This is a genomic window from Micromonospora sp. MA102 (assembly GCF_025460765.1).
Classification (GTDB): domain Bacteria; phylum Actinomycetota; class Actinomycetes; order Mycobacteriales; family Micromonosporaceae; genus Micromonospora; species Micromonospora halotolerans.
The window spans coordinates 59,369-80,630 of the sequence record NZ_JAMWEG010000002.1 but is presented as its reverse complement, the minus strand read 5'-3'; the positions used below and the strand labels follow the sequence as shown (position 1 = coordinate 80,630).

24 protein-coding genes are annotated in these 21,262 nt (G+C 74.4%); 6 read left to right on the top strand and 18 right to left on the bottom strand.

Features of this window, described 5'->3' with window-relative positions; genetic code table 11:
* Positions 1-78: 78 nt before the first annotated feature.
* Positions 79-879: an energy-coupling factor transporter transmembrane protein EcfT gene (locus NFX44_RS03730; protein WP_262282070.1), complete on the top strand. Its 801-nt coding sequence runs from the start codon at positions 79-81 to the stop codon at positions 877-879.
* 54 nt (positions 880-933) lie between these two features.
* Here NFX44_RS03730 and NFX44_RS03725 read toward each other — a convergent pair whose 3' ends face one another.
* Positions 934-1,170 carry a hypothetical protein gene (locus NFX44_RS03725; RefSeq protein ID WP_262282069.1) on the bottom strand — a complete coding sequence of 79 codons (237 nt, stop codon included), beginning with the start codon at positions 1,168-1,170 and terminating at the stop codon, positions 934-936.
* A 357-nt stretch (positions 1,171-1,527) separates the two neighbouring features.
* On the opposite strand from NFX44_RS03725, the gene gndA reads away from it, so the two are divergent.
* A complete protein-coding gene (gene gndA / locus NFX44_RS03720) occupies positions 1,528-2,970 on the top strand; it encodes an NADP-dependent phosphogluconate dehydrogenase (RefSeq protein ID WP_262282068.1) in 1,443 nt (480 codons plus the stop codon).
* Positions 2,971-2,976: 6 nt separating this feature from the next.
* On the opposite strand, the gene NFX44_RS03715 is transcribed toward gndA, so the two are convergent.
* The 5 genes from NFX44_RS03715 to recO all read right to left on the bottom strand — a co-directional run bounded on the left by NFX44_RS03715 (position 2,977) and on the right by recO (position 6,045).
* Positions 2,977-3,744, bottom strand: a complete 768-nt coding sequence (locus NFX44_RS03715; RefSeq protein WP_262282067.1) for a pirin-like bicupin family protein — start codon at positions 3,742-3,744, stop codon at positions 2,977-2,979.
* A complete protein-coding gene (locus tag NFX44_RS03710; protein WP_262282066.1) occupies positions 3,741-3,941 on the bottom strand; it encodes a thioredoxin reductase in 201 nt (66 codons plus the stop codon). The genes NFX44_RS03715 and NFX44_RS03710 overlap by 4 nt, the downstream gene beginning before the upstream one ends.
* 163 nt (positions 3,942-4,104) lie before the next feature.
* Positions 4,105-4,290, bottom strand: coding sequence for a hypothetical protein (locus tag NFX44_RS03705; RefSeq protein ID WP_109943664.1), 186 nt, complete (start codon positions 4,288-4,290; stop codon positions 4,105-4,107).
* A gap of 70 nt (positions 4,291-4,360) precedes the next feature.
* The gene (locus NFX44_RS03700; RefSeq protein ID WP_262282572.1) at positions 4,361-5,161 is read right to left on the bottom strand and encodes an isoprenyl transferase; all 801 of its coding nucleotides are present in this window, start codon (positions 5,159-5,161) and stop codon (positions 4,361-4,363) included.
* A gap of 8 nt (positions 5,162-5,169) precedes the next feature.
* Complete coding sequence (recO, locus tag NFX44_RS03695) at positions 5,170-6,045, bottom strand: DNA repair protein RecO (RefSeq protein ID WP_262282065.1); 876 nt, start codon at positions 6,043-6,045, stop codon at positions 5,170-5,172.
* A 102-nt stretch (positions 6,046-6,147) separates the two neighbouring features.
* On the opposite strand from recO, the gene NFX44_RS03690 reads away from it, so the two are divergent.
* On the top strand, positions 6,148-6,927 hold the full coding sequence (locus NFX44_RS03690) for a DUF4097 domain-containing protein (protein ID WP_262282064.1): 780 nt from the start codon (positions 6,148-6,150) through the stop codon (positions 6,925-6,927).
* A gap of 13 nt (positions 6,928-6,940) precedes the next feature.
* On the opposite strand, the gene NFX44_RS03685 is transcribed toward NFX44_RS03690, so the two are convergent.
* From NFX44_RS03685 to NFX44_RS03650, 8 genes are all read right to left on the bottom strand, one after another.
* On the bottom strand, positions 6,941-8,080 hold the full coding sequence (locus NFX44_RS03685) for an acyltransferase (protein WP_262282063.1): 1,140 nt from the start codon (positions 8,078-8,080) through the stop codon (positions 6,941-6,943).
* A gap of 192 nt (positions 8,081-8,272) precedes the next feature.
* On the bottom strand, positions 8,273-9,169 hold the full coding sequence (era, locus tag NFX44_RS03680; protein WP_262282062.1) for a GTPase Era: 897 nt from the start codon (positions 9,167-9,169) through the stop codon (positions 8,273-8,275).
* Positions 9,166-9,552, bottom strand: coding sequence for a cytidine deaminase (locus NFX44_RS03675; protein WP_262282061.1), 387 nt, complete (start codon positions 9,550-9,552; stop codon positions 9,166-9,168). Before NFX44_RS03675 ends, era begins: the two co-directional genes overlap by 4 nt.
* Entirely contained in the window at positions 9,545-10,954 is a 1,410-nt protein-coding gene (locus tag NFX44_RS03670; protein WP_262282571.1) for a hemolysin family protein, read from the bottom strand. The genes NFX44_RS03675 and NFX44_RS03670 overlap by 8 nt, the downstream gene beginning before the upstream one ends.
* The gene (gene ybeY, locus NFX44_RS03665; protein WP_262282060.1) at positions 10,930-11,403 is read right to left on the bottom strand and encodes an rRNA maturation RNase YbeY; all 474 of its coding nucleotides are present in this window, start codon (positions 11,401-11,403) and stop codon (positions 10,930-10,932) included. Before ybeY ends, NFX44_RS03670 begins: the two co-directional genes overlap by 25 nt.
* Before the next feature lie 18 nt (positions 11,404-11,421).
* Positions 11,422-12,480 (bottom strand): PhoH family protein, encoded by a 1,059-nt coding sequence (locus tag NFX44_RS03660; RefSeq protein ID WP_262282059.1) that lies wholly within the window; start codon positions 12,478-12,480, stop codon positions 11,422-11,424.
* A gap of 165 nt (positions 12,481-12,645) precedes the next feature.
* Positions 12,646-14,022 (bottom strand): serine hydrolase, encoded by a 1,377-nt coding sequence (locus NFX44_RS03655; RefSeq protein ID WP_262282058.1) that lies wholly within the window; start codon positions 14,020-14,022, stop codon positions 12,646-12,648.
* 21 nt (positions 14,023-14,043) lie between these two features.
* Positions 14,044-14,394 carry a histidine triad nucleotide-binding protein gene (locus tag NFX44_RS03650; RefSeq protein WP_262282057.1) on the bottom strand — a complete coding sequence of 117 codons (351 nt, stop codon included), beginning with the start codon at positions 14,392-14,394 and terminating at the stop codon, positions 14,044-14,046.
* A 47-nt stretch (positions 14,395-14,441) separates the two neighbouring features.
* Here NFX44_RS03650 and NFX44_RS03645 point away from each other — a divergent pair, with 47 nt between their 5' ends.
* Positions 14,442-15,203, top strand: coding sequence for an SDR family oxidoreductase (locus NFX44_RS03645; RefSeq protein WP_315974562.1), 762 nt, complete (start codon positions 14,442-14,444; stop codon positions 15,201-15,203).
* A 41-nt stretch (positions 15,204-15,244) separates the two neighbouring features.
* Here NFX44_RS03645 and NFX44_RS03640 read toward each other — a convergent pair whose 3' ends face one another.
* The 3 genes from NFX44_RS03640 to hrcA form a co-directional block, all read right to left on the bottom strand.
* A complete protein-coding gene (locus NFX44_RS03640) occupies positions 15,245-15,979 on the bottom strand; it encodes a 16S rRNA (uracil(1498)-N(3))-methyltransferase (protein ID WP_262282056.1) in 735 nt (244 codons plus the stop codon).
* Position 15,980: 1 nt separating this feature from the next.
* Positions 15,981-17,123, bottom strand: a complete 1,143-nt coding sequence (gene dnaJ, locus NFX44_RS03635; protein WP_192579915.1) for a molecular chaperone DnaJ — start codon at positions 17,121-17,123, stop codon at positions 15,981-15,983.
* Positions 17,124-17,196: 73 nt separating this feature from the next.
* Entirely contained in the window at positions 17,197-18,219 is a 1,023-nt protein-coding gene (gene hrcA, locus NFX44_RS03630; RefSeq protein WP_262282055.1) for a heat-inducible transcriptional repressor HrcA, read from the bottom strand.
* A 231-nt stretch (positions 18,220-18,450) separates the two neighbouring features.
* On the opposite strand from hrcA, the gene NFX44_RS03625 reads away from it, so the two are divergent.
* Positions 18,451-19,074 carry a DUF4870 domain-containing protein gene (locus tag NFX44_RS03625; protein WP_262282054.1) on the top strand — a complete coding sequence of 208 codons (624 nt, stop codon included), beginning with the start codon at positions 18,451-18,453 and terminating at the stop codon, positions 19,072-19,074.
* Between the two features lie 45 nt (positions 19,075-19,119).
* On the opposite strand, the gene hemW is transcribed toward NFX44_RS03625, so the two are convergent.
* Positions 19,120-20,343 (bottom strand): radical SAM family heme chaperone HemW, encoded by a 1,224-nt coding sequence (hemW, locus tag NFX44_RS03620; RefSeq protein ID WP_262282569.1) that lies wholly within the window; start codon positions 20,341-20,343, stop codon positions 19,120-19,122.
* Between the two features lie 19 nt (positions 20,344-20,362).
* On the opposite strand from hemW, the gene NFX44_RS03615 reads away from it, so the two are divergent.
* Positions 20,363-21,148 carry an enoyl-CoA hydratase-related protein gene (locus NFX44_RS03615; protein WP_262282053.1) on the top strand — a complete coding sequence of 262 codons (786 nt, stop codon included), beginning with the start codon at positions 20,363-20,365 and terminating at the stop codon, positions 21,146-21,148.
* Positions 21,149-21,262 lie beyond the last annotated feature (114 nt).

The window sequence follows — 21,262 nt, the reverse complement described above, 5'->3', positions numbered from 1 at the left end:
CGCCGGCCTCCGACCGCCGCGCTCCGGAGGGCCGATGATGCCCGCCAACCGCGACCGCACCGGTGCCCGGGAGCGCCGGTGATCAGCGTGGAGCCGGTCGCCGCGGCCGGGGCGCCGCTGGCGCGGCGCAACCCGGTGGCGAAGCTGGCCGCCGCGCTGGTCTTCACCCTGATCCTGGTGGCCACCCTCGACCCGGTGGCCCCGGCCATCGCGATCGCCGTCGAGCTGGCGGTGCTGCCGCTGTTCGGCGTCCGCTACCGGGTGCTCGCCCGGCGGGCCTGGCCGCTCCTGGCCGGCGCCGGCGGCATCCTGGTCACGCTGGTGCTCTTCGCCGCCGACCGCTCCGGCCGGGTGCTGGTCGAGGCCGGCCCGGTCCTGGTCACCGAGGGCGTGCTGGTCACCGCGCTGGGCCTGGTGCTGCGGATGCTCGCCGTGGCGCTGCCCGGGATCCTGGTCTTCGCGACCACGGACCCCACCGACCTGGCCGACGCGCTGATCCAGAACGCGAAGGCGCCCGCCCGGTTCGCCATCGGCGCGCTTGCCGCGTTCCGGCTGGTGCCGCTGCTGGAGGAGGAGTGGCGGATGATCAGCCTGGCCCGCCGGGCCCGGGGCGTGGACGCCGGCCGCAACCCGATCGCCAAGCTGAGGCTGTTCGGGTCGACGGCGTTCGCGCTGCTGGTCGGGGCGATCCGGCGCGGCACCCGGCTGGCCGTCGCCATGGACGCCCGGGGCTTCGACGCCGGCACCCCGCGCACGGTCGCCCGGCGGCAGCGCTTCACCCGGGCGGACGCCCTGCTGGTCGCCGGCGCGGCGCTGGCCGCCGGGGCGGCGCTCACGGTCAGCGTGGTGCTGGGCACGTTCCGCCCGCTGATCGGCTGACGCGGCGGCGGGCCGGGGGTGTCGCGGCATGACCTGCCGCGACACCCGAACCGGTCAGCTGCGCCGGAAGGCGTAGAACCGGGTCTGACCGGCGCGCTGGCTGCGCCCGGCGAGCCGGGCCTCCCGGCCGGCGGGCGGGCCGGCCTTCGGTGGCGGCGGCGCGTCGGCGCGGCCGGGCAGGGCCACCGGCGCGGCCGGCGCCACGGTGAGCGCGTCGAGATCCGGCGGGGTGAGATCCACCGGGGACGGCGCGGGCTTGGCGGACTTCTTCGGACTGCGCTTGGCGGGCATACGCTGCCTCCTGACTGTCGGGCACCCATGGGCACGGCGAGCGGGAAACACCCGGGCGGGTCCGGCCAGGAACACCACGCCACCGACGGTGACGGGAGGATGCGGACGCCCGGGGCGCACGGTCCACGGCGGTACGCACGGTGGACCGGGCCTTCGAGAGGTGGGCGTCAGTTACGCATGACCGCACGCTACCCACCGCCGCGCCGCCCCGCATCCGAATTACCGCGCTGTCGCCGTCGAGGGGCCGGGAACGCACCGCCACTGCCCCCTCACCCGCCGTCGACATCCCGGCCCAGCCCCGCGCCACCCGCGATACGGTCGCAGCACGGGCACCGGAGACGAGGGGTGGCGGTACGCATGGCACAGCAGGCGACGGCGCAGATCGGGGTCACCGGTCTGGCGGTGATGGGCCGCAACCTGGCCCGGAACCTGGCCCGCAACGGCTTCACCGTGGCGCTGCACAACCGCTCGCCCGAACGCACCCGCAGCCTGGTCGCCGAACACGGTGACGAGGGCGCCTTCGTGCCGTCGGAATCCATGGCGGACTTCGTCGCCTCGCTGGAGCGCCCCCGCGCCGTGATCGTCATGGTGAAGGCGGGCGCCCCCACCGACGCGGTGATCGACGAGCTGGTCCCGCTGCTGGAGGAGGGGGACATCGTCGTCGACTGCGGCAACGCGCACTTCGCCGACACCCGCCGCCGGGAGGAGGCGCTGCGCGGGCACGGGCTGCACTTCGTCGGCACCGGCGTCTCCGGGGGCGAGGAGGGCGCGCTGCGCGGGCCCAGCATCATGCCGGGCGGCTCGGCCGAGTCCTACCGGAAGCTCGGCCCGATCTTCGAGAAGATCGCCGCCCAGGTGGACGGCGTCCCGTGCTGCCGGCACATCGGCCCGGACGGCGCCGGCCACTTCGTGAAGATGGTCCACAACGGCATCGAGTACGCGGACATGCAGCTCATCGCGGAGGCGTACGACCTGCTGCGGGCCGGCCTGTCGGCGAGCCCCGCGGAGATCGCGGAGATCTTCCGGGAGTGGAACGGCGGCGAGCTGGAGTCCTTCCTCATCGAGATCACCGCCGACGTGCTCGGGCACACCGACGCCGCGACCGGCCGGCCCTTCGTGGACGTGGTGCTCGACCAGGCCGAGCAGAAGGGCACCGGCCGGTGGACCGTGCAGAGCGCGCTGGACCTCGGCATCCCGATCACCGGCATCGCCGAGGCCACCTTCGCCCGGTCGCTGTCCGGGCACGCCGACCAGCGCGCCGCCGCCCGCCGCGCGTTTCCCGACGCGGGCGAGAAGTGGCAGGTGGACGACCGGGACACCTTCGTCGAGGACGTCCGGCGCGCGCTGCTGGCCAGCAAGATCGTCGCGTACGCGCAGGGCTTCGACCACATCCACGCCGGCAGCCGCGAGTACGACTGGGACATCGACCTGGGCGGCACGGCCACCATCTGGCGGGGCGGCTGCATCATCCGGGCCCGCTTCCTGGACCGGATCCGGGAGGCGTACGACACCGAGCGGGACCTGCCCACGCTGCTGGTCGCCCCCTGGTTCGCCGACCGGGTGGGCGCCGGGGTCCCGGCCTGGCGGCGGGTGGTGGCCGACGCGGCCCGGGCGGGCGTGCCCACCCCGGCCTTCTCGTCGTCGCTGGCGTACTTCGACGCGCTGCGCGCCGAGCGGTTGCCGGCCGCGCTGATCCAGGGGCTGCGGGACAACTTCGGCGCGCACACCTACCACCGGGTGGACCGGGAGGGGACGTTCCACACCCGGTGGGCGGGCGACCGCTCCGAAGTGGAGGCGTGAGCGCGCTCAGGCGAGCGTGGCGTGCATCTCCCAGACCAGGATCTCCGCCGGCTCGTCGGCGGTCACCCGCTGACCCCCGGCCATCGTGATCCGGGCCGCGTCGCCCTCGTCGAGCCGTCCGGCCGACTCCAGGGTCACGGCGCCGGCGGGCACGTAGAGGTGCAGGAAGGGCGCGTCGGGCAGGTTCACCGTGTCGCCGGGACCGAGCCGGGCGGCGTGCAGCGTCGCGTACCGGTTGCGGATCCGGATGGCGGAGGCGCCGTCGTACCGGTCCATCCCGGAGGCGACCGGCACGAGGCCGCCCCGCAGCAGCTCGTCGCCGATCTCCAGCTGCTCGTAGCCCGGGTCGATGCCCTCCTCGTCGGGGAGCACCCACATCTGCACGAAGTGCACCGGGTCGCGGTGCGGGGCGGTGTTCTCCAGGCGCCAGGAGTCGTTCTTCTCCGAGTGCAGGATGCCGGTGCCGGCGCTCATCCGCTGGGCCAGGCCGGGGTAGATGACGCCGGAGTGGCCGGTGGAGTCCTGGTGGACCAGCGAGCCGCGCAGCACCCAGGTGACGATCTCCATGTCCTGGTGCGGGTGGGTCTCGAAGCCGGTGCCGGGTCGCACCACGTCGTCGTTGTTGACCAGCAGCAGCCCGTGGTGGGTGTTGGCCGGGTCGTAGTGCCGGGAGAACGAGAAGGAGTGCTTGGAGTCGAGCCAGGACAACCGGGTGAAGAAGCGGTCCCCCGCCCGGCGGACGTCCACCGCCGGAGCCGGCGCCGTGGCGGTCACCAGGCACGCTGCCCGGTGTCGGTCGGCGCCCAGGTGAGCGCCGGTTCGCCGGTGCTCAGCTCGGCGATCTCCCCGGCGCGGACGGCGGGCGTGTGGCCGAGTTCGGCGCAGTGCTGCTCGGCGATCTCCGCGCAGATGAGGGCGACCTGCTCACAGATCGGGCTGCCCAGGTCCGCCGCGTTCAACGCCATGATCATTTTGAACCGGAGATCGTACATCCCCCACCCCCGCGTGGCCGGGCGCGTCCCGGCGGCGCGCCCTGCGCCGATCGTACGCGCGGACGCCCCGCCCCCGGCCGGAAAGCCGGATGCGGGGCGCCCGCGAGACGGCCCGCCGCGGCGTCGCGGCGGGCCGTGGACGTCACCAGAACCGACGGCGCTTGGCCTTCTGCGGGCGCAGCATGTCGGCGCCCTTGGTGAGCAGTCGGCTCACCCCGCTCGGGCCGCGACGGGCCTCCAGGGTGTGGCTGAGCCGGCGCGCGCCGGCCGCCGCCAGCGGCACGGCGACCGCCATGACCGCCCACTGGGCAATCCGCTTCTGAATCATGTGGGTTCACCTCCGCTATCTGCCTGCTGTCCAGATTGATACCCAGCGGGCGGCGTCGGTAAGCGTGACCTCAGGCCCCGGGAGCCACCGGGTTGGGCAGCGCGCCGCCGAAGCGGCGGTCCCGCTGCGCGTAGAGCTCGCAGGCGTACCAGAGGTGGCGGCGGTCGAAATCCGGCCAGAGGGTGTCGAGGAAGACCAGCTCCGCGTAGGCGGTCTGCCAGAGCAGGAAGTTGGAGGTGCGCTGCTCCCCCGACGGGCGGAGGAAGAGGTCCACCTCGGGAACCTCCGGGTGGTAGAGGTATTTCGCGATGGTCTTCTCGGTGACCTTGCCCGGATCGATCCGGCCGGCGGCCGCGTCGCGGGCGATCGCCGCGGCGGCGTCGGCGATCTCCGCCTGACCGCCGTAGTTGACGCAGAACTGGAGGGTCAGCGTCGAGTTGCCCCGGGACATCTCCTCGGCGGTCTGCAGCTCGGAGATGACGCTCTTCCAGAGCCGCCCGGCCCGGCCGGACCAGACCACCCGGACGCCCAGGTCGACGAGCTGGTCGCGGCGCCGCCGGATGACGTCCCGGTTGAAGCCCATGAGGAAGCGGACCTCGTCCGGCGAGCGGCGCCAGTTCTCGGTGGAGAAGGCGTACGCCGACAGGTAGGGGATGCCCAGCTCGATCGCGCCCTCGATGGTGTCGAAGAGGCTGTGCTCCCCCTGCTCGTGACCCTTGGTCCGGGGCAGCCCGCGCTCCTTGGCCCAGCGGCCGTTGCCGTCCATCACCACGGCGACGTGCCGGGGCAGCGCCTCGGCCGGCAGCGCCGGGGGCCGGGCGCCGGAGGGGTGCGGAGTCGGTGGCACCGGCTCGCGCCGGCCGGCCCTCATCGATCGGATCACTCGGTTATCTCCCTGTTCACACCAGCGGCGGCGGGCCCGCCTCCGGTGCGCGGCGGGACCACACCCGGCCCCGCGCCGCCGGGCGGCGGGACCGCGCCGGACGCCGGGGCACCCCGGTCGACCAGCGGCAGCGAGCGTAGCGCGCGTTCCAGATGCCACTGGAGGTGCGCCGCGACCAGGCCGCTGCACTCGCGGCGCACGCCGGACTCGGTCGCGTCCGCGTACGCCCAGTCGCCGGTGGTCAGCGCGGACATCAGCTCGACGGTCGCCGGGGCGGGGTGGGCGGCGCCCGGGGGCCGGCAGTCCGGGCAGACCGCACCCCCGGCCGGCACGGAGAACGCCCGGTGCCGCCCCGGGGTGCCGCACACCGCGCAGGCCGTCAGCGCCGGCGCCCAGCCGGCGAAGGCCATGCCGCGCAGCAGGTAGGCGTCGAGCACCAGCGTGGTGGCGTGGTCGCCGGTCGCCAGCGAGCGCAGCGCGCCGAGGGTGAGCTGGAACAGCCGCAGCGAGGGTTCCCGCTCGATCGGGGTGAGCCGCTCGGCGGTCTCGGCGATCGCGCTGGCCGCCGTGTAGCGGGGGTAGTCGCCGAGGAACCGCTTGCCGAAGAGGTCGATCCCCTCGGCCTGGCTGATGGTGTGCAGCGAGCTGCCGTGGTTGCCCTTGGGGTCGCCGGCGAGCTGGAGGTCGACGTGCCCGAACGGCTCCAGCCGGGCGCCGAACTTGCTGGTGGTCCGCCGGACGCCCCGGGCCACCGCGCGCAGCCGGCCGTGCCGCCGGGTGAGCAGGGTGATGATCCGGTCGGACTCCCCCAGCTTCTGCACACGCAGCACCACCGCGTCGTCGCGGTAGAGCTGTCGGCGGTATCCGGCCATCGGCCCATTCTCCCTCGGGGTGCGAAATCAGGGTCTCCTCGGGGTGGATCGGCGGTCGGACCCGGATGTGCCGCCCGGAGGGTCGGTCGTAGCGTCCTGACCATGGCTCTGCACCGGACCGCCGTGGCCGCCGCCGCGGCCGCCTCCCTGATCGTCCTCGCCGGGTGCGACACCCTGTCGTTCCGCCGCCTCGACTACGACCAGACCGAGCAAGCGAAGATCGCCCGGATCACCGTGCCGTCCGGCGGCGCGGGTGACGTGACGATCCGGGCCACCGGTCCGGGGGACCAGGTGCGCATCAAGCGGATCGTCCGCTACCAGGGCGGGGAGCCGAACACCCGCTACGAGATCAAGGGCGACGAGCTGGTGCTGCCGAGCGACTGCGGCGCCCGGTGCACCGTCTCCTGGGAGGTGACCGCCCCGGAGGGCGTGACGGTGCGCGGCGAGACCAGCTCCGGGAACGTCATGCTGCACCGGGTCGGCCCGGTGGACTTCACCCTCAACTCCGGCGACATCAACGTGACCGAGGCCCGTGGCGAGGTCCGTGCCGCCACCACCTCGGGGAACATCGAGGTGGTCGACGCCACCGGCCCGGTCCGGCTGCGCGCCTCCTCCGGCGACATCACCGCCCGCCGGCTCGCCGCCGGGGTGGACGCGGAGGCCACCTCCGGCAACCTCGTCGTCGAGTTGGACAAGGCGGCCGCGGCCCGGCTGCACGCAACCAGCGGCGACGTCGACCTGACCGTGCCCGAGGGCCGGTACCGGGTGCGGGCGGACGCCAAGTCCGGCGACACCAACCTCGCCGTGCTGAACGACCCGGGCGCGCCCCTGCTGCTCGACGTCTCCGCCAGCAGCGGCAACGTGACGGTCACCCAGCGCTGAGGCCGGCCGCGGGTCAGCCCGGGACGCGGCCGGACCGCTCCGGCGCGCGGCGCGGGCCCGGCACCCGGGCGCCGACGGCCGCCAGGTCGTGGGCCGCGCCGGCGGGCGCCGGGCTGGCCGGTGCGGCCGCCGCCCGCCCGGCCAGGCTCCGCCGGGGGCGTCCCGGCACCAGTTCCGGGGCACGCCGGGCGGCCAGGTCCTCGACCCAGCCGACCAGCAGGGTGACCACGCCGACCAGCGCGAACACCAGCGCCACCCGGATCGCCAGCCCGAGCAGGTCCTGGTGCGACCAGCCGACCACGTCGACCAGCGGGGTGAGCGCCACCACGAACGGCATGTGCCAGAGGTAGACGGTCAGCGCGCGCCGGTTCAGCACGGTGACCGCCCGGCCCAGCACCGGGGTGCGGTCGACCCAGGCCGCCCCGGCCGGCGCCCGGCCGATCGCCACCAGGATGAACGCCGCGGACCAGAGCGCGTTGCCCAGGTGGATGTCGTTCAGGTCGTGGCCGCGTGGGCCGGGATGCGTGAAGATCCAGCCCAGCCCGGCCGCGCCGAGGGCGAGCGCGAGCGGGACGAGCACCCGGTCGGCCGTACGGCGCAGCAGGCCCTCGTGGTGGGCGAAGCCGAGCAGCCAGGCCCCGAAGTACAGGCCGAACTCGCGCAACACGGTCGGCGGGTTCGCCAGCACACCGAACTCGATGGCCGCGAGCAGCGCGTACGGGGCCAGCAGGGTGGGCAGCGGGGCCCGGCGGAACAGCCGCAGGGCCACCGGCGAGGCCAGCACGAACCACAGGTAGTCCCGCAGGTACCAGATCGGGCTCAGCGCGAGGCCGCCCCAGTAGTTGGCCGGCGGGTCGCTGACCGGAAGGAGCCAGAGCAGCACCTTCGGGGTGAGCGCCAGCCCGGTGAGCAGCATGGCCGGCACGAAGACGAGGGCGAGCACCCAGAGCGACGGCAGCAGCCGGCGCAGTCGCCGGGCCACGGCCGGTACGCCGCTCCGGTCCAGCGACGCGGCCATCAGCGAGCCCGCGAGCGCGAACATCACCGACATGGCCGGGAAGATCAGGGTCAGCGTCGCCCATCCGGTGACGTGGTAGACGACGACGCGCACGATGGCCAGGGAGCGGAGCAGGTCGAGATAGCGGTTTCGCATCAGCTCGCGGGGGCGTCGGGGGCAGGGAGCAACGCCTCCCTACCCTCCGACTCGGCCGGACGAAACGGTGCGGGACCCGGGGTCAAAAGTGAAACATCGCACAAAGCCGACCGATCGCGACCAGGCCGGCACCCGCCGGAACGCGGACCGCCGGCCCCCGGGATCCGGGACCGGCGGTCGGGGCGTACCCGGTCAGAAGCCGAGCTTGCGCAGCTGCTTCGGGTCGCGCTGCCAGTCCTTCGCGACCCGGACGTGCAGGTCCAGGTAGACCCGGGTGCCGAGCAGCTCCTCGATCTGCCGGCGGGCCGTGATGCCCACCTGCTTGAGCCGGCTGCCCCGGTGACCGATGACGATCGCCTTCTGGCTCGGTCGCTCCACGTACACGTCGGCGTAGATCTTCGTGACGCCGCCCTCGGGGATCATCTCCTCGACCACGACGGCGATGGAGTGCGGCAGCTCGTCCCGGACGCCCTCCAGGGCGGCCTCCCGGACCAGCTCGGCCACGAGCACCTGCTCCGGGTCGTCGGTGAGCATGTCGTCCGGGTAGAGCTGCGGCGACTCCGGCAGGTAGCCGGTCATCACGTCGACCAGCGTGTCCACCTGGTGGCCCGAGACGGCGCTCACCGGCACCACGTCGGCGAAATCGCCCAGCTCGCTCACCGCGAGCAACTGCTCGGCCAGCCGCTTCTTGTCCACCAGGTCGGTCTTGGTGACCACGGCCAGCACGGTGGCCCGCAGGCTGGCCAGCTCGCCGGTGATGAACCGGTCGCCCCGCCCGATCGGCTCGTTCGCCGGGATGCAGAGGCCGATCACGTCGACCTCGCTCCAGGTCTCCCGGACCAGGTCGTTCAGCCGCTCGCCGAGCAGCGTGCGGGGCCGGTGCAGGCCCGGGGTGTCGACCAGCACGAGCTGGGACTCCGGCCGGTGCAGCACCGCCCGGATGATGTGCCGGGTGGTCTGCGGCTTGTTCGAGGTGATTGCGATCTTGGTGCCGACGATCGCGTTGGTCAGCGTCGACTTGCCCGCGTTCGGCCGGCCGACGAAGCAGCCGAAGCCCGCCCGGTAGGGACGCTGCTGGACCTCGGTCACTCGACCACCGTGCCGAGGACGGTGCCGTCCGGCGAAGCCACGTGGATCGGCGCGTCGGCGGCGAGGTCCCGGACCGCGGCGTGCCCCGCGCCGTCCAGCGTCGAGGCCTCCGTCACCACGACGGCGGCCTCCAGCCGGCTCGCGCCGGCGGCCACCGCCGAGGCGACCGCGAGCTGGAGCGCGGTCAGGGCCAGCGACGGCAGCGCCACGCTGGCCGCCGCGTACGTCCGGCCGTCCTGGTCGCGGACCGCCGCGCCCTCCACGGCGCCGACCCGGCCCCGCGCGCCCCGGGCCAGGACGACCAGCTTGCCGTCCTCGGCGCTCAGCTCGCCCGGGTCGGACGGGGTGGGCCGGGCGGCCGGCACGGCGGGTGACTCAGGCATCGGCGGGTTGCCTCTCCTCGGAACGGTTCTGGTTGCCACGGGGATCGGCCTGCTCGCCGTGCCCCGCGCGGTCCGGCGCGTCGCCCGGCTCGACCCGGCTGACCAGCACGGTGTCGATCCGGTTGCGCCGCCCGGTGGTGCCCTCGGCGATCAGCCGCAGCCCGGCCACCTGGGCCCCGGAACCGGGGATCGGCACCCGGCCGAGCGCCTGGGCGAGCAGGCCACCGACCGTCTCCACCTCGTCGGTGGGCAGGTCCGTGTCGAACAGCTCGCCCAGATTCTCCACCGGCAGCCGGGCGGTCACCCGCACGGCCCCGTCCGCCAGGCGTTCGACCGGCGGGCGTTCGACATCGTACTCGTCGGTGATCTCGCCGACGATCTCCTCCAGGATGTCCTCGATGGTGACGAGACCGCCGGTGCCGCCGTACTCGTCCACGACGATGACCAGGTGGTTGCGGGCCGCCTGCATCTCCGAGAGCAGGTCGTCGACCGGCTTCGACTCGGGCACGAAGGTCGCCGGGCGCATCAGCTCGGCCACCGGCGTCTGCCGGGCCTCCGGGGCGCCCTGAATCCGCCGGATCAGGTCTTTGAGGTAGAGCACGCCGAGCACGTCGTCGACGTTCTCGCCGATCACCGGGATGCGGGAGAAGCCGGACCGCAGGAAGAGCGCCAGCGCCTGCGCGAGGGTCTTGCGATCCTCTATCCACACCATCTCGGTCCGGGGCACCATCACCTCACGGGCGATGGTGTCGCCGAGCGCGAACACCGAGTGGATCATCTGCCGCTCGCCGTGCTCGACCACGCCGCGCTGCTCGGCCAGGTCGACCAGCTCCCGCAGCTCGACCTGGGTGGCGAACGGCCCCTCGCGGAAGCCGCGCCCCGGGGTGACCGCGTTGCCGATGAGGATGAGCAGCGAGGCCAGCGGGTTGAGCGCCCGGCCCAGCCAGCGCACCAGCGGCGCGACCGCGCGGCCCACCGCGTAGGCGTGCTGCCGGCCCAGGGTGCGCGGCGCCACGCCGACCACCACGAAGCTGACCACGGCCATCGCCCCGGCGGTGACCAGGGCGGCCCGCCAGCCGGCGCCGAAGGTGTCCACCGCCACGAGCGCGACCAGCGTGGTGGCGGTCAGCTCGGCCAGCAGCCGGAGCAGGAGCAGCAGGTTGAGGTGGCGGACCACGTCGCCGGCGACCGCCTGGAGGGTACGCGCGCCCCGCGCGCCGTCCCGGGCCAGTTCGGCGGCCCGGGCCGGCGAGACGGCGGCCAGCGCGGCCTCGGTCATCGCGATGAGGCCGGCGAGCACCACCAGCCCCGCCGCGACGACGAGGAGGGTGAGATCGGGCAGGCCGGCGGGGGCGCCGACGGCCGCCAGGGTGGTGGTCACTGCGATCGGGTCGACCGCCAGCTGGCCAGCAGCCGGGCCTGGAGACCGAACATCTCCCGCTCCTCCTCCGGCTCGGCGTGGTCGTAGCCGAGCAGGTGCAGCACGCCGTGCACGGTGAGCAGGTGCAGCTCGTCGGCGGTGGTGTGCCCGGCGGCGGCCGCCTGCTTGGCCGCCACCTCCGGGCAGAGCACGATGTCGCCGAGCAGGGCCGGTTCACCGCCGGCCGGGGAGCTCTCCCCCGGGCCGTGGTCGACGCTGCCCTCGTCCATGGGGAAGGCGAGCACGTCGGTCGGGCCGTCGCCACCCATCCAGCGGTGGTTCAGCTCCGACATGTATTCGATGTCGACCAGCAGCACGGAGAGCTCGGCGAGGGGGTTGACCCCCATCTCGTCGAGGGCGTGCCGGGCGACGGCGAGCACGGCGTCGGTGTCGACGTCGGCGCCGGACTCGTTGGCGATCTCGATGGACAACTGTCTTCCTCTGTCGGATTAGCGGCGTCGGCCGGCACGGCCGCCCTGGGCGGTCCGCCCGGGCACGGCGTGCACGCTCTGCGCCTGCTGGTTCTCCCGCTCGGCGTCCCAGCGGGCGTACGCGTCGACGATGTCGCCCACCAGCTTGTGGCGTACCACGTCGGAGCTGGAGAGCTGGGCGAAGTGCACGTCCTCGACGTTGCCCAGGATCTCCCGGACCACCCGCAGGCCGCTCGTCGTCCCGCCGGGCAGGTCGACCTGGGTGACGTCACCGGTGACCACGATCTTGGAGTTGAACCCGAGCCGGGTGAGGAACATCTTCATCTGCTCGGGCGTGGTGTTCTGCGCCTCGTCGAGGATGATGAACGCGTCGTTGAGGGTGCGGCCCCGCATGTAGGCCAGCGGCGCCACCTCGATGGTGCCGGCGGCCATCAGCTTCGGGATCGACTCCGGGTCGAGCATGTCGTGCAGCGCGTCGTAGAGCGGGCGCAGGTAGGGGTCGATCTTCTCGTTCAGGGTGCCGGGCAGGAAGCCCAGCCGCTCACCCGCCTCGACCGCCGGCCGGGTCAGGATGATCCGGTTGACCTGCTTGGCCTGGAGCGCCTGGACGGCCTTCGCCATGGCCAGGTAGGTCTTGCCCGTGCCCGCCGGCCCGATGCCGAAGACGATGGTGTGCGCGTCGATGGCGTCGACGTAGCGCTTCTGGCCCAGGGTCTTGGGACGGATGGTGCGCCCGCGCCGGGAGAGGATGTTGAGCGTCAGGACCTCGGCGGGCCGCTCGGCGCCGCCCTGCTCGAGCATCCCGACGGTACGCCGGACTGCATCAGTGGTCAGGGTCTCGCCTTTCTCGATCAGTTCGAGCAACTCGCTGAAGAGACGCTCGGCGAGGGCGTTGTCGGCGGGCGCGCCGGTGATGGTGATCTCGTTGCCCCGCACGTGGACGTCACTGTTGACCGAGCGTTCGACGAGCCGCAGGATCTCGTCGCCCGCGCCGAGCAGGTTCACCATGATCTTCTGGTCGGGGACCGTGATCCTGGTCTGCACCCGGGGCGGGCCGGGAGGTGGAGTGCCGGTCATAGGTCGGGCCGACGGGCCCTACGCCACCTGCTCTCGAACTCGGCGCCGGGCCCTGCTGGCGCGGCGGTCGTGACTCCCATCGTATCGGGTCAACACCCGCGGCACCGCGCCCATTTCCGCCCGGCGCCGGCCGGCGGAACGGACCCTCCGCCGGCGCCCGGAAGATCAGCCGCCGGCGCGGAAGTCGTACCCCTCGAAGGTCTCCTGGTGCCGGGTGAAGCGGTAGGTGGCCCAGTGCATGCGGACCACCGCGCCGCGCTCGTCCCGGGTCAGCCGGAGCAGCTCGCCCACCTCCCGGCCGGCGACCGTGCGGAACACGTCGGGCCGGTCCGGCACCGGGGCGAACACCGCGGGCGGCTTGCCGGCCGGGTCGTCCGCGCCCCGGGCCCGCAGTGCCCCGTCGTGCCAGGCGAAGACGTACTCGAAGCCCTCGCCCCACCACCGGCCGAGCAGGCCACGCAGGTGCTCCGGGGCGGGCGCGCCGGGCCGCCACGGCTCGACGTCGGCCGGGTCGTGCTCGGCGGCGGCGGCGAGGAGCCGGTGCGGCAGCTCGAAGACCTCCACGCCGGTGCCGGAGGAACCGAGCACCGCGCAGCCCATCGCGCCGGCCGTGCCGTCCCCGCCGCGCCGGCCGTAGACGGCGGCCAGGAAACCGGGCATGGCCCCGTCGTGCCCCACGTGCATCACCCGCTCCGCCTGCGGCACCAGGATCAGCCCGAGGCCGAAGCCGCCCGCCCAGAGCGTCTCGTCGGTGGTGGTGAGCGGCCAGCGCATCTCGTCGAGGGTGGCCGGCGCGAGCACCGCGCCCGCCGGGTCCAGCGCGGCCGGGTCGGCCAGGAAGGCGGCCCAGCGGGCCATGTCCGGCGCGGTGCTCCAGAGCTGCGCGGCGGGGGCCACCGCGCCGAAGTCGGTCGGGGGCTCCGGACGGGCCTCGTCGGAGTACGCGTCGACCAGGAACCCGGTCGCCGCCCGCTCGCCCGGCGTGGGGCCGGTGGCGGTCAGCCCGAGCGGGACGAGCACCCGCTCGGCCAGCACCTCGGCCCAGGTGCCGCCGCGCAGCCGGGCGACCGCCTCGCCGAGCAGGGCCAGGCCGAGGTTGGAGTAGTGGAACCGCCGGCCGCCGGGCAGCACCCGCTCCACCCGGGCCAGGTCGGCGAGCAGCTCACTCACGTCGGGCGCGTGGAGGCTGTCCCAGACGTCGCCGTGCGGCTCGCGCTGCAGGCCCGCGGTGTGCGACAGCAGCCGGCGGACGGTCAGCTCGCCGTGTGCCGGCAGGTCGAGGTGCCGCCCGATCGGGTCGTCCAGGTCGAGGAGCCCGTCGTCGCGGCACTGCATGACCAGCACCGCCGTGAAGGTCTTGGTGACCGAGCCGATCCGGAAGACCGACTCCGGCCCGAGCGCGGTGTCGTTGCCGGTCCCGCCGACCGTGCAGGTCCAGAGCGGCCGGTCGGCCCGGTGCAGGGCGGCCGAGACCGCCGGGATCCGCCCGTGGGCCTGCGCCTGCCGCACCATCCGGCCGAGCCGGTCATGCACCGTGATCATGCAGGCAGTCTAGGCAGCGCGTCAGCGGCAGAGCATCGGGCCGAGCGGTGCGCCGCCCAGCAGGTGCGCGTGCACGTGGAAGACCTCCTGGCCGCCGTACGGGCCGGTGTTGAACATCAGCCGGAAGCCGTCCACGGTCAGCCCCTCCTCCTCGGCCACCACGGCGGCGGTGCCCAGCAGCTCACCGGCCAGCCCGGGATCGCCCTGGGCCAGGGTGACCACGTCCGCGTAGTGCTCCTTGGGGATCACCAGCACGTGGGTGGGCGCCTTCGGGTCGATGTCCCGGAACGCCAGCGTGGTGGCGGTCTCGCGGACGATGGTGGCCGGGATCTCCCCGGTGACGATCCGGCAGAACAGGCAGTCGGTTCCCATCGGGGCATGGTAAGTCGTCCCGTACCGGCTCAGGCATGATGTGCCGCGTGACTTCTCGGGCGGTACTGGTGACGGGGGCCTCGCGCGGCATCGGCCGCGCGGTGGCGCGGGCGTTCGCGGAGGGCGGGGACCGGGTGGCCGTCCACCACCGGGACTCCGCGGAGCTGGCCGAGGCGCTGCGCGCCGAGCTGCCCGGCGACGGGCACGTGGTGGTGCGCGCCGACCTCGCCGACCCGGAGGCGGTCCGGGCCATGGTGGACGAGGCGGCGCGGGACCTGGGCGGCCTCGACGTCCTGGTCAACAACGCCGGCGTGTTCGGGCCGGCCGACCCGCCGCACCCGGTCTTCGAGAGCAGCTACGAGCAGTGGCGGCAGCGGTGGCGCGAGGTGCTGGACACCAACCTGTTCGGCGCGGCGAACGCCGCCTGGTGCGCCGCCCAGCACATGCGCGAGCGGGGCGGCCGGATCATCAACGTCTCCTCCCGCGGCGCGTTCCGGGGCGAGCCGGCCAACCCGGCGTACGGGGCCAGCAAGGCGGGGATGAACGCGATGGCGCAGTCCCTCGCGGTGGCCCTGGCGCCCTACGGCATCGGGGTGGCGTGCGTGGCCCCCGGCTTCGTCGAGACCGACATGACCAACGAGCACCTGAAGAGCCCCCGGGGCGACGCCATCCGCGCCCAGTCCCCGTTCCACCGGGTGGCCCGCCCCGAGGAGATCGCGGCGGCGGTGCACTGGCTGGCCAGTCCCGACGCCGAATGGGCCTCCGGCACCATCATCGACCTCAACGGCGCCTCCTACCTGCGCAGCTGACCCCCGCCCGACGGACCCGCGGCGGTGGAGGACCGGCCGGTCTACCAACGGCCCAGGCGGGCGGACAACACGCTGAGCGCGGCCACCCCGGCCGTCGACGTGCGCAGGACCGACGGGCCGAGGCGGACCGGGCGGGCGCCGGCCTCGGTGAAGGCGGCCAGCTCGGTGGGGGCGATGCCGCCCTCGGGGCCGACCACCAGGACGATCTCGCCGGTGTCCGGCAGGGGGGCGGTGGTCAGCCGCTCGGCGGCCTCCTCGTGCAGGACGAACGCGGCCGCCGCGCCGGAGATCCGCCGGGCCACCGTGGTGGTCGACTCGTCGGGCGTGCCGGCCACCACCGGCAGCCACGGGCGGCGGGCCTGCTTGGCCGCCTCCCGGGCGGTGGCCGCCCACTTCTCCCGGGCGCGTACGCCCCGCTCGCCGCGCCACTGGCTCACCGAGCGGGACGCCGCCCAGGGGACGATCTCGTCCACGCCGACCTCGGTCATCGCCTGCACGGCCAGCTCGCCCCGGTCACCCTTGGCGATGCCCTGCACCACGACCAGCCGGGGGACGGACGCGTCGGCGTACCCCCGGGAGGTGACCCGGAGGTCGAGGGTGCCCCTGCCGACGGCCGTGACCACGGCGCCGGCCGTGCCGCCCCGTCCGTCGGCGAGCAGCAGCTCCTCGCCGAGGCGCAGCCGCTGCACGGTGGCCGCGTGGTGCCCCTCGGGGCCGTCCAGCGTCAGCGTGTCACCGGTGGGCAGCGCCTCGACCAGGAACAGCGGCGCCGACACCTCAGGCGTGCCCGTTGAAGGCGTCGCGCATCCGGGAGAAGAAGCCGCCCTGCTTGGTCAGCTCGGCGACCTCCTCGCCGCGGGTCTTGGCGAAGTCGCGCAGCATCCGCTCCTGGTCTGCGTCGAGCTTGGTCGGGGTCCGCACGTCGAGGTGGACGTAGAGATCGCCCCGGCCGGTGCCGCGCAGGTGCGGCACACCCCGGGCCCGCAGCCGCAGCGTGCTGCCCGGCTGGGTGCCCGCCTTGACGTCGACCGTCTCCTCGCTGTCCAGGGTCTTGATGGTCAGCCGGGTGCCGAGCGCGGCCGCGGTCATCGGCACGGTGACGCGGCAGTGCAGGTCGTCGCCCTTGCGGGAGTAGACGTCGTGCGGCCGCTCGTGGATCTCCACGTAGAGGTCGCCGGCGGTGCCGCCGCCCGGACCGACCTCGCCCTGCTGGGCCAGCCGGATCCGCATGCCGTCCTCGACGCCCGCCGGGATCTTGACGGTGAGCGAGCGCCGGGTGCGCACCCGGCCGTCGCCCGCGCAGGTCGGGCAGGGGTGCGGGATGGTGGTGCCGTAGCCCTGGCAGACCGTGCACGGCCGGGCCGAGACCACCTGGCCGAGGAAGGTCCGCTGCACCGACTGCACCTCGCCCCGGCCGCCGCACGCCTCGCAGGTGGCCAGGTGGGTGCCCGCCGCGGTGCCCGCGCCGGAGCAGGTGGTGCAGAGCACGGCGGTGTCGACGGTGATCGGCGCCTCGACGCCGAACGCCGTCTCGTTCAGGTCCAGCTCCAGCCGCAGGATCGCGTCGGCGCCCGGCCGGGTACGCGGCCGCGGGCCACGACTGCCGCCCGCCGCCCCGCCGAAGAAGGCGTCCATGATGTCCTGGAAGCCGACGAACGGGCCGGCGCCGCCCGGACCACCCGGACCCGCGCCCCCGCCGCCCGGGGCGAGCGGGTCGCCGCCCAGGTCGACGATCTGCCGTTTCCGATCGTCCGAGAGGACCTCGTACGCGGCGTTGATGTCCTTGAACTTCTCCTGTGCCTCCGGGTCCGGATTGACGTCCGGGTGGAACTGCCGCGCCAGCTTGCGGTAGGCGCGCTTGATCTCGTCGTCGGAGGCGTCCCGGCTCACGCCGAGAATGCCGTAGTAGTCCCTGGCCACTGCGTTCGGTGTCCTCATGTTCGTCTCGCGTTGCGCCGGTCGGCGGCCGGAGCCGGCCGTCGGTCCTGACTGGTCAGTTCTGGGCCAGCAGTTCGCCCACGTAGCGTGCCACGGCCCTCACCGTGGCGATGGTGCCGGGGTAGTCCATCCGGGTCGGGCCGAGCACGCCGAGACCGCCCACGATCGTGCTGCCCGGGCCGTACCCGGTGCTGACCACCGAGGCGGCGCGCAGGTTGTCGATCTCGTTCTCGTCGCCGATGAGCACCCGGGTGGTGCTCGGTTCGGCCTCCCCGATCAGCTTGAGCAGCACGACCTCCTCCTCGAGCGCCTCGAGGATCGGGCGCAGCGAACCCTGGAAGTCGAGCAGGCCGCCCCGGGTGAGGTTGGCCGTGCCGGCCAGCGCGATGCGCTCCTCGTGCCGTTCGACAAGGGTCTCCAGCAGCACGGTGGAGAGCGTGGCCATGGCCGGGCGCAGCTGCGGGGTCGACTCGTCGACCAGGGCCTGCACCAGCGGCGGGGTGTCGGACAGCCGACTGCCGACGAGCTTCTCGTTGACCAGGCGGCGCAGGTGGGTGACGTCCTCGGCCGGGATCGGGCCGGGCATCTCGACCAGCCGCTGCTCGACCCGGCCGGTGTCGGCGATCATGACGACCATCAGCCGGGTGGTGGAGATCGGCACCAGCTCCAGGTGGCGCACCTTGGAGCGGGCCAGGCTCGGGTACTGCACCACGGCGACCTGCCGGGTGAGCTGGGCGAGCAGGCGGACCGTGCGGTGCACCACGTCGTCCAGGTCGACCGCGCCGACCAGGAAGCGCTCGATCGCCCGGCGCTCGGCCGGGCTGAGCGGCTTGACCCGGGAGAGCCGGTCGACGAACAGCCGGTAGCCGCGGTCGGTGGGCACCCGGCCCGCGCTGGTGTGCGGCTGCCGGATGTAGCCCTCCTCCTCCAGCACCGCCATGTCGTTGCGGACGGTCGCCGGGGAGACACCCAACTGGTGGCGCTCGACCAGGGCCTTGCTGCCGACCGGCTCCTGTGTGGCGACGTAGTCCTCGACGATCGCGCGCAGCACGGCGAGTTTGCGGTCGTCGAGACCCATCTCCCCACCTCCTGACGCACCTCGTCCGCCCCGGCGCGCGGCGTCCGCCGGGCGTCTGGCACTCGACTGTAGCGAGTGCCAGTCTACGTCGGCCGACCCGCCGACGCGATGATCAGCGACGTACCTCCGGTGCGGCCCGCCGCACACCGGACCCGCCAGGGCCGAACAGCCGGACATCCCGGGCGATCTCGCTCTGGTGCGCCCTTGCCCCCGGGACCTACCGTGACGTCCATGACTGAACCTCCTCGCCCTCCCGGAGCGGGGGACTCCGGCGCACCGCCGCCGGAGCCGACCCCGCCGTCGGCACCGTACGGCTCGTCGCCGGCCGGCGAACCACCCACCGCACCACTGTCCGGGGCACCGGCCGGGGGCGGCTATCCCCCGCCCGGCGGCTATCCCCCACCTCCCGGCGGCCAGCCGCCGTCGGGCGGCTACCCACCCCCCGGCGGCTATCCCCCGCCGGGTGGCGGCTACCCGGGCGGCGGCTCCTACGGGCCGCCCGCCGGCTACGCCAACAACGACGACAAGACCTGGGCCCTGGTAGCGCACTTCGGCGGGGCGGCCGGGATGTTCGTCGGTGGCGGCGTGCTCGGCTGGGTGGCCCCGCTGGTCGCCCTGCTCGCCCGCGGCAACCAGTCGCCGACCGTCCGCGCGCACGCGATCGCCGCGCTGAACTTCCAGCTCATCTGGTCGATCATCGCGGTGGTCGGCTGGATTCTCGCCTGCATCCTGATCGGTTTCGTGATCGCTCTCGGCGCGATGATCATCGGCATCATCTTCGGCATCCTGGCCGGGGTGAAGGCCAACGAGGGCCAGCTCTACCGCTACCCGATGTCGGCCAGCCTGATCAAGTGACCCGCCCGCCGGCCGGCTCCCCCCTCTGGGGGCCGGCCGGCGCGGTCAGGGCAGCAGGTCCCGGACGACCGCGTCGGCCAGCAGCCGGCCCCGCAGGGTGAGCACCGCCCGCCCGGCGGCGTACGCGCCGTCGTCCAGCAGGCCGCCGGCCCGGGCCCGCTCGGCCCCCGCCCGGCCCGCCTCGTCGAGCCCGGACAGGGGCAGCCCCTCGGCGAGACGCAGCCGCAGCATCACGTCCTCCATGTGCGCCTCGTCCGGCGTGAGCACCTCCCGGGCCAGGCCGGGTGACTCCCCGGCGGCCAGCCGCTGGGCGTACGCGGTCGGGTGCTTGACGTTCCACCAGCGCACCCCGCCGACATGGCTGTGCGCCCCCGGGCCCAGGCCCCACCAGTCGGCGCCCGTCCAGTAGAGCAGGTTGTGCCGGCACCGGCCGGCGTCGGAGCGGGCCCAGTTGGAGACCTCGTACCAGGAGAAGCCGGCCGAGGTGAGGGCCGCCTCCGCCGCGAGGTACCGGTCCGCCGCCACGTCGTCGCTGGGGTACGGCAGCTCACCGCGGCGCATCCGCGCGGCCAGCCGGGTGCCGTCCTCCACGATGAGGGCGTACGCGCTGACGTGGTCCACCCCCGCCGCGACCACCTGGTCCAGCGAGGCGGCGAAGTCCTCGGCCGACTCCCCCGGCGTGCCATAGATCAGGTCCAGGTTCACGTGGTCGAACCCGGCGTCCCGCGCCTCCAGCGCGGCGGCGGTGGCCCGGCCGGCGCTGTGCTGCCGGTCGAGGATCGCCAGCACCCCGGGCGCCGCGGACTGCATGCCCAGCGAGATCCGGGTGTAGCCGGCGGCCCGCAGCGTCCTGAGCGACTCCGGGTTGACCGTCTCGGGGTTGGCCTCGGTGGTCACCTCGGCGTCGGCGGCCAGCCCCCAGGTGCGGTCGATGCCGTCGAGGATCCGGGCCAGGTCGTCGGCGGGGAGCAGGGTGGGCGTGCCGCCGCCGACGAAGACGGTGTCGACCCGGGGCGGCGGGGTGTCGCCCAGCACCCGGCCGGCGAGGGCCAGCTCGGCCAGCACGGTGTCGGCGTACGTCTCGCGGCTGCCCCCGCCGCCCAGTTCGGCCGCCGTGTAGGTGTTGAAGTCGCAGTAGCCGCACCGGCTGGCGCAGAACGGGACGTGCACGTACACGCCGAAGCCGCGCGCGCCGACGGCGCGGCGGGCGGCAGCGGGCAGCGCCCCGTCGCGCGGGACGGGTTCGCCTTCTGGAAGGACGCCGGGCATGGCCACTAGTGTGCCCGGCATGACCTCTCCGGACGCTCTCGTGCGGGTCGCCACGGCCCGTGGGGTGACCACCCTCACCCTGGACAGCCCGCACAACCGCAACGCGCTCTCCACCCCGCTGATGACCGAGCTGCTGGCCGGGCTGGCCGCGGCGGTCGCCGACGACGCGGTCCGGGCCGTCGTGCTGGACCACACCGGCCCGGTGTTCTGCTCCGGGGCCGACCTGAAGGAGACCGCCGCCGCGTACGCCAGCGGGAGCGTGCCGGCCGGGATGCTGGGCGACGTGCTGGTCGCGGTGCGGGAGTGCCCGAAGCCGGTGCTGGCGAGGGTGGCCGGGCCGGCACGGGCCGGCGGGCTGGGCCTGATCGCCGCCGCGGACCTGGCGGTCTGCGCCGAGGAGGCGACGTTCGCCTTCACCGAGGTCCGGATCGGGGTGATCCCGGCGGTGATCTCGGCGACCGTGCTGCCCCGGCTGCACCCCCGGGCCGCCGCCGAGCTGTACCTGACCGGCGACACCTTCGACGGCCGGCGGGCCGCCGAGATCGGCCTGGTCACCGCCGCCGTGCCGGCGGACGCGCTGGACGACGCCGTGGCGCGCTACCGCGCCTCGCTCGTGAAGGGCGCGCCGAAGGCGCTCGCCGGCACCAAGGAGCTGCTGCGCCGGCCGGCCGCCACCGACCTGCGGGCCGAGATCGCCGAGTTGGCCGCGCTCTCCACCGGGTACTTCCTCTCCGAGGAGGGCCGGGAGGGCGTCCTCGCGTTCCGGGAGAAGCGGCCCGCGGCCTGGGTGCCCGCCGGAGACTGAGGGCCGGGATCCCTCCGGACGCGGGGCGTGCCGGGGTGGTGACGCAGCGGGAGGCGTCCGGTCGGCCGACCCTGAGACGGGAGTGGGCGACGTACGCTTGGCGGGCTGTCGGGA

What these genes read in the sequence shown, in the direction of transcription:
- NFX44_RS03725 (WP_262282069.1), bottom strand. Translation starts at nt 1,170, where the DNA reads ATGCCCGCCAAGCGCAGTCCGAAGAAGTCCGCCAAGCCCGCGCCGTCC.
- gndA (WP_262282068.1), top strand. Translation starts at nt 1,528, where the DNA reads ATGGCACAGCAGGCGACGGCGCAGATCGGGGTCACCGGTCTGGCGGTG.
- NFX44_RS03710 (WP_262282066.1), bottom strand. Translation starts at nt 3,941, where the DNA reads ATGATCATGGCGTTGAACGCGGCGGACCTGGGCAGCCCGATCTGTGAG.
- NFX44_RS03705 (WP_109943664.1), bottom strand. Translation starts at nt 4,290, where the DNA reads ATGATTCAGAAGCGGATTGCCCAGTGGGCGGTCATGGCGGTCGCCGTG.
- NFX44_RS03700 (WP_262282572.1), bottom strand. Translation starts at nt 5,161, where the DNA reads ATGAGGGCCGGCCGGCGCGAGCCGGTGCCACCGACTCCGCACCCCTCC.
- recO (WP_262282065.1), bottom strand. Translation starts at nt 6,045, where the DNA reads ATGGCCGGATACCGCCGACAGCTCTACCGCGACGACGCGGTGGTGCTG.
- NFX44_RS03690 (WP_262282064.1), top strand. Translation starts at nt 6,148, where the DNA reads ATGGCTCTGCACCGGACCGCCGTGGCCGCCGCCGCGGCCGCCTCCCTG.
- NFX44_RS03685 (WP_262282063.1), bottom strand. Translation starts at nt 8,080, where the DNA reads ATGCGAAACCGCTATCTCGACCTGCTCCGCTCCCTGGCCATCGTGCGC.
- NFX44_RS03675 (WP_262282061.1), bottom strand. Translation starts at nt 9,552, where the DNA reads ATGCCTGAGTCACCCGCCGTGCCGGCCGCCCGGCCCACCCCGTCCGAC.
- NFX44_RS03660 (WP_262282059.1), bottom strand. Translation starts at nt 12,480, where the DNA reads ATGACCGGCACTCCACCTCCCGGCCCGCCCCGGGTGCAGACCAGGATC.
- NFX44_RS03655 (WP_262282058.1), bottom strand. Translation starts at nt 14,022, where the DNA reads ATGATCACGGTGCATGACCGGCTCGGCCGGATGGTGCGGCAGGCGCAG.
- NFX44_RS03650 (WP_262282057.1), bottom strand. Translation starts at nt 14,394, where the DNA reads ATGGGAACCGACTGCCTGTTCTGCCGGATCGTCACCGGGGAGATCCCG.
- hrcA (WP_262282055.1), bottom strand. Translation starts at nt 18,219, where the DNA reads ATGGGTCTCGACGACCGCAAACTCGCCGTGCTGCGCGCGATCGTCGAG.
- NFX44_RS03625 (WP_262282054.1), top strand. Translation starts at nt 18,451, where the DNA reads ATGACTGAACCTCCTCGCCCTCCCGGAGCGGGGGACTCCGGCGCACCG.
- hemW (WP_262282569.1), bottom strand. Translation starts at nt 20,343, where the DNA reads ATGCCCGGCGTCCTTCCAGAAGGCGAACCCGTCCCGCGCGACGGGGCG.
- NFX44_RS03615 (WP_262282053.1), top strand. Translation starts at nt 20,363, where the DNA reads ATGACCTCTCCGGACGCTCTCGTGCGGGTCGCCACGGCCCGTGGGGTG.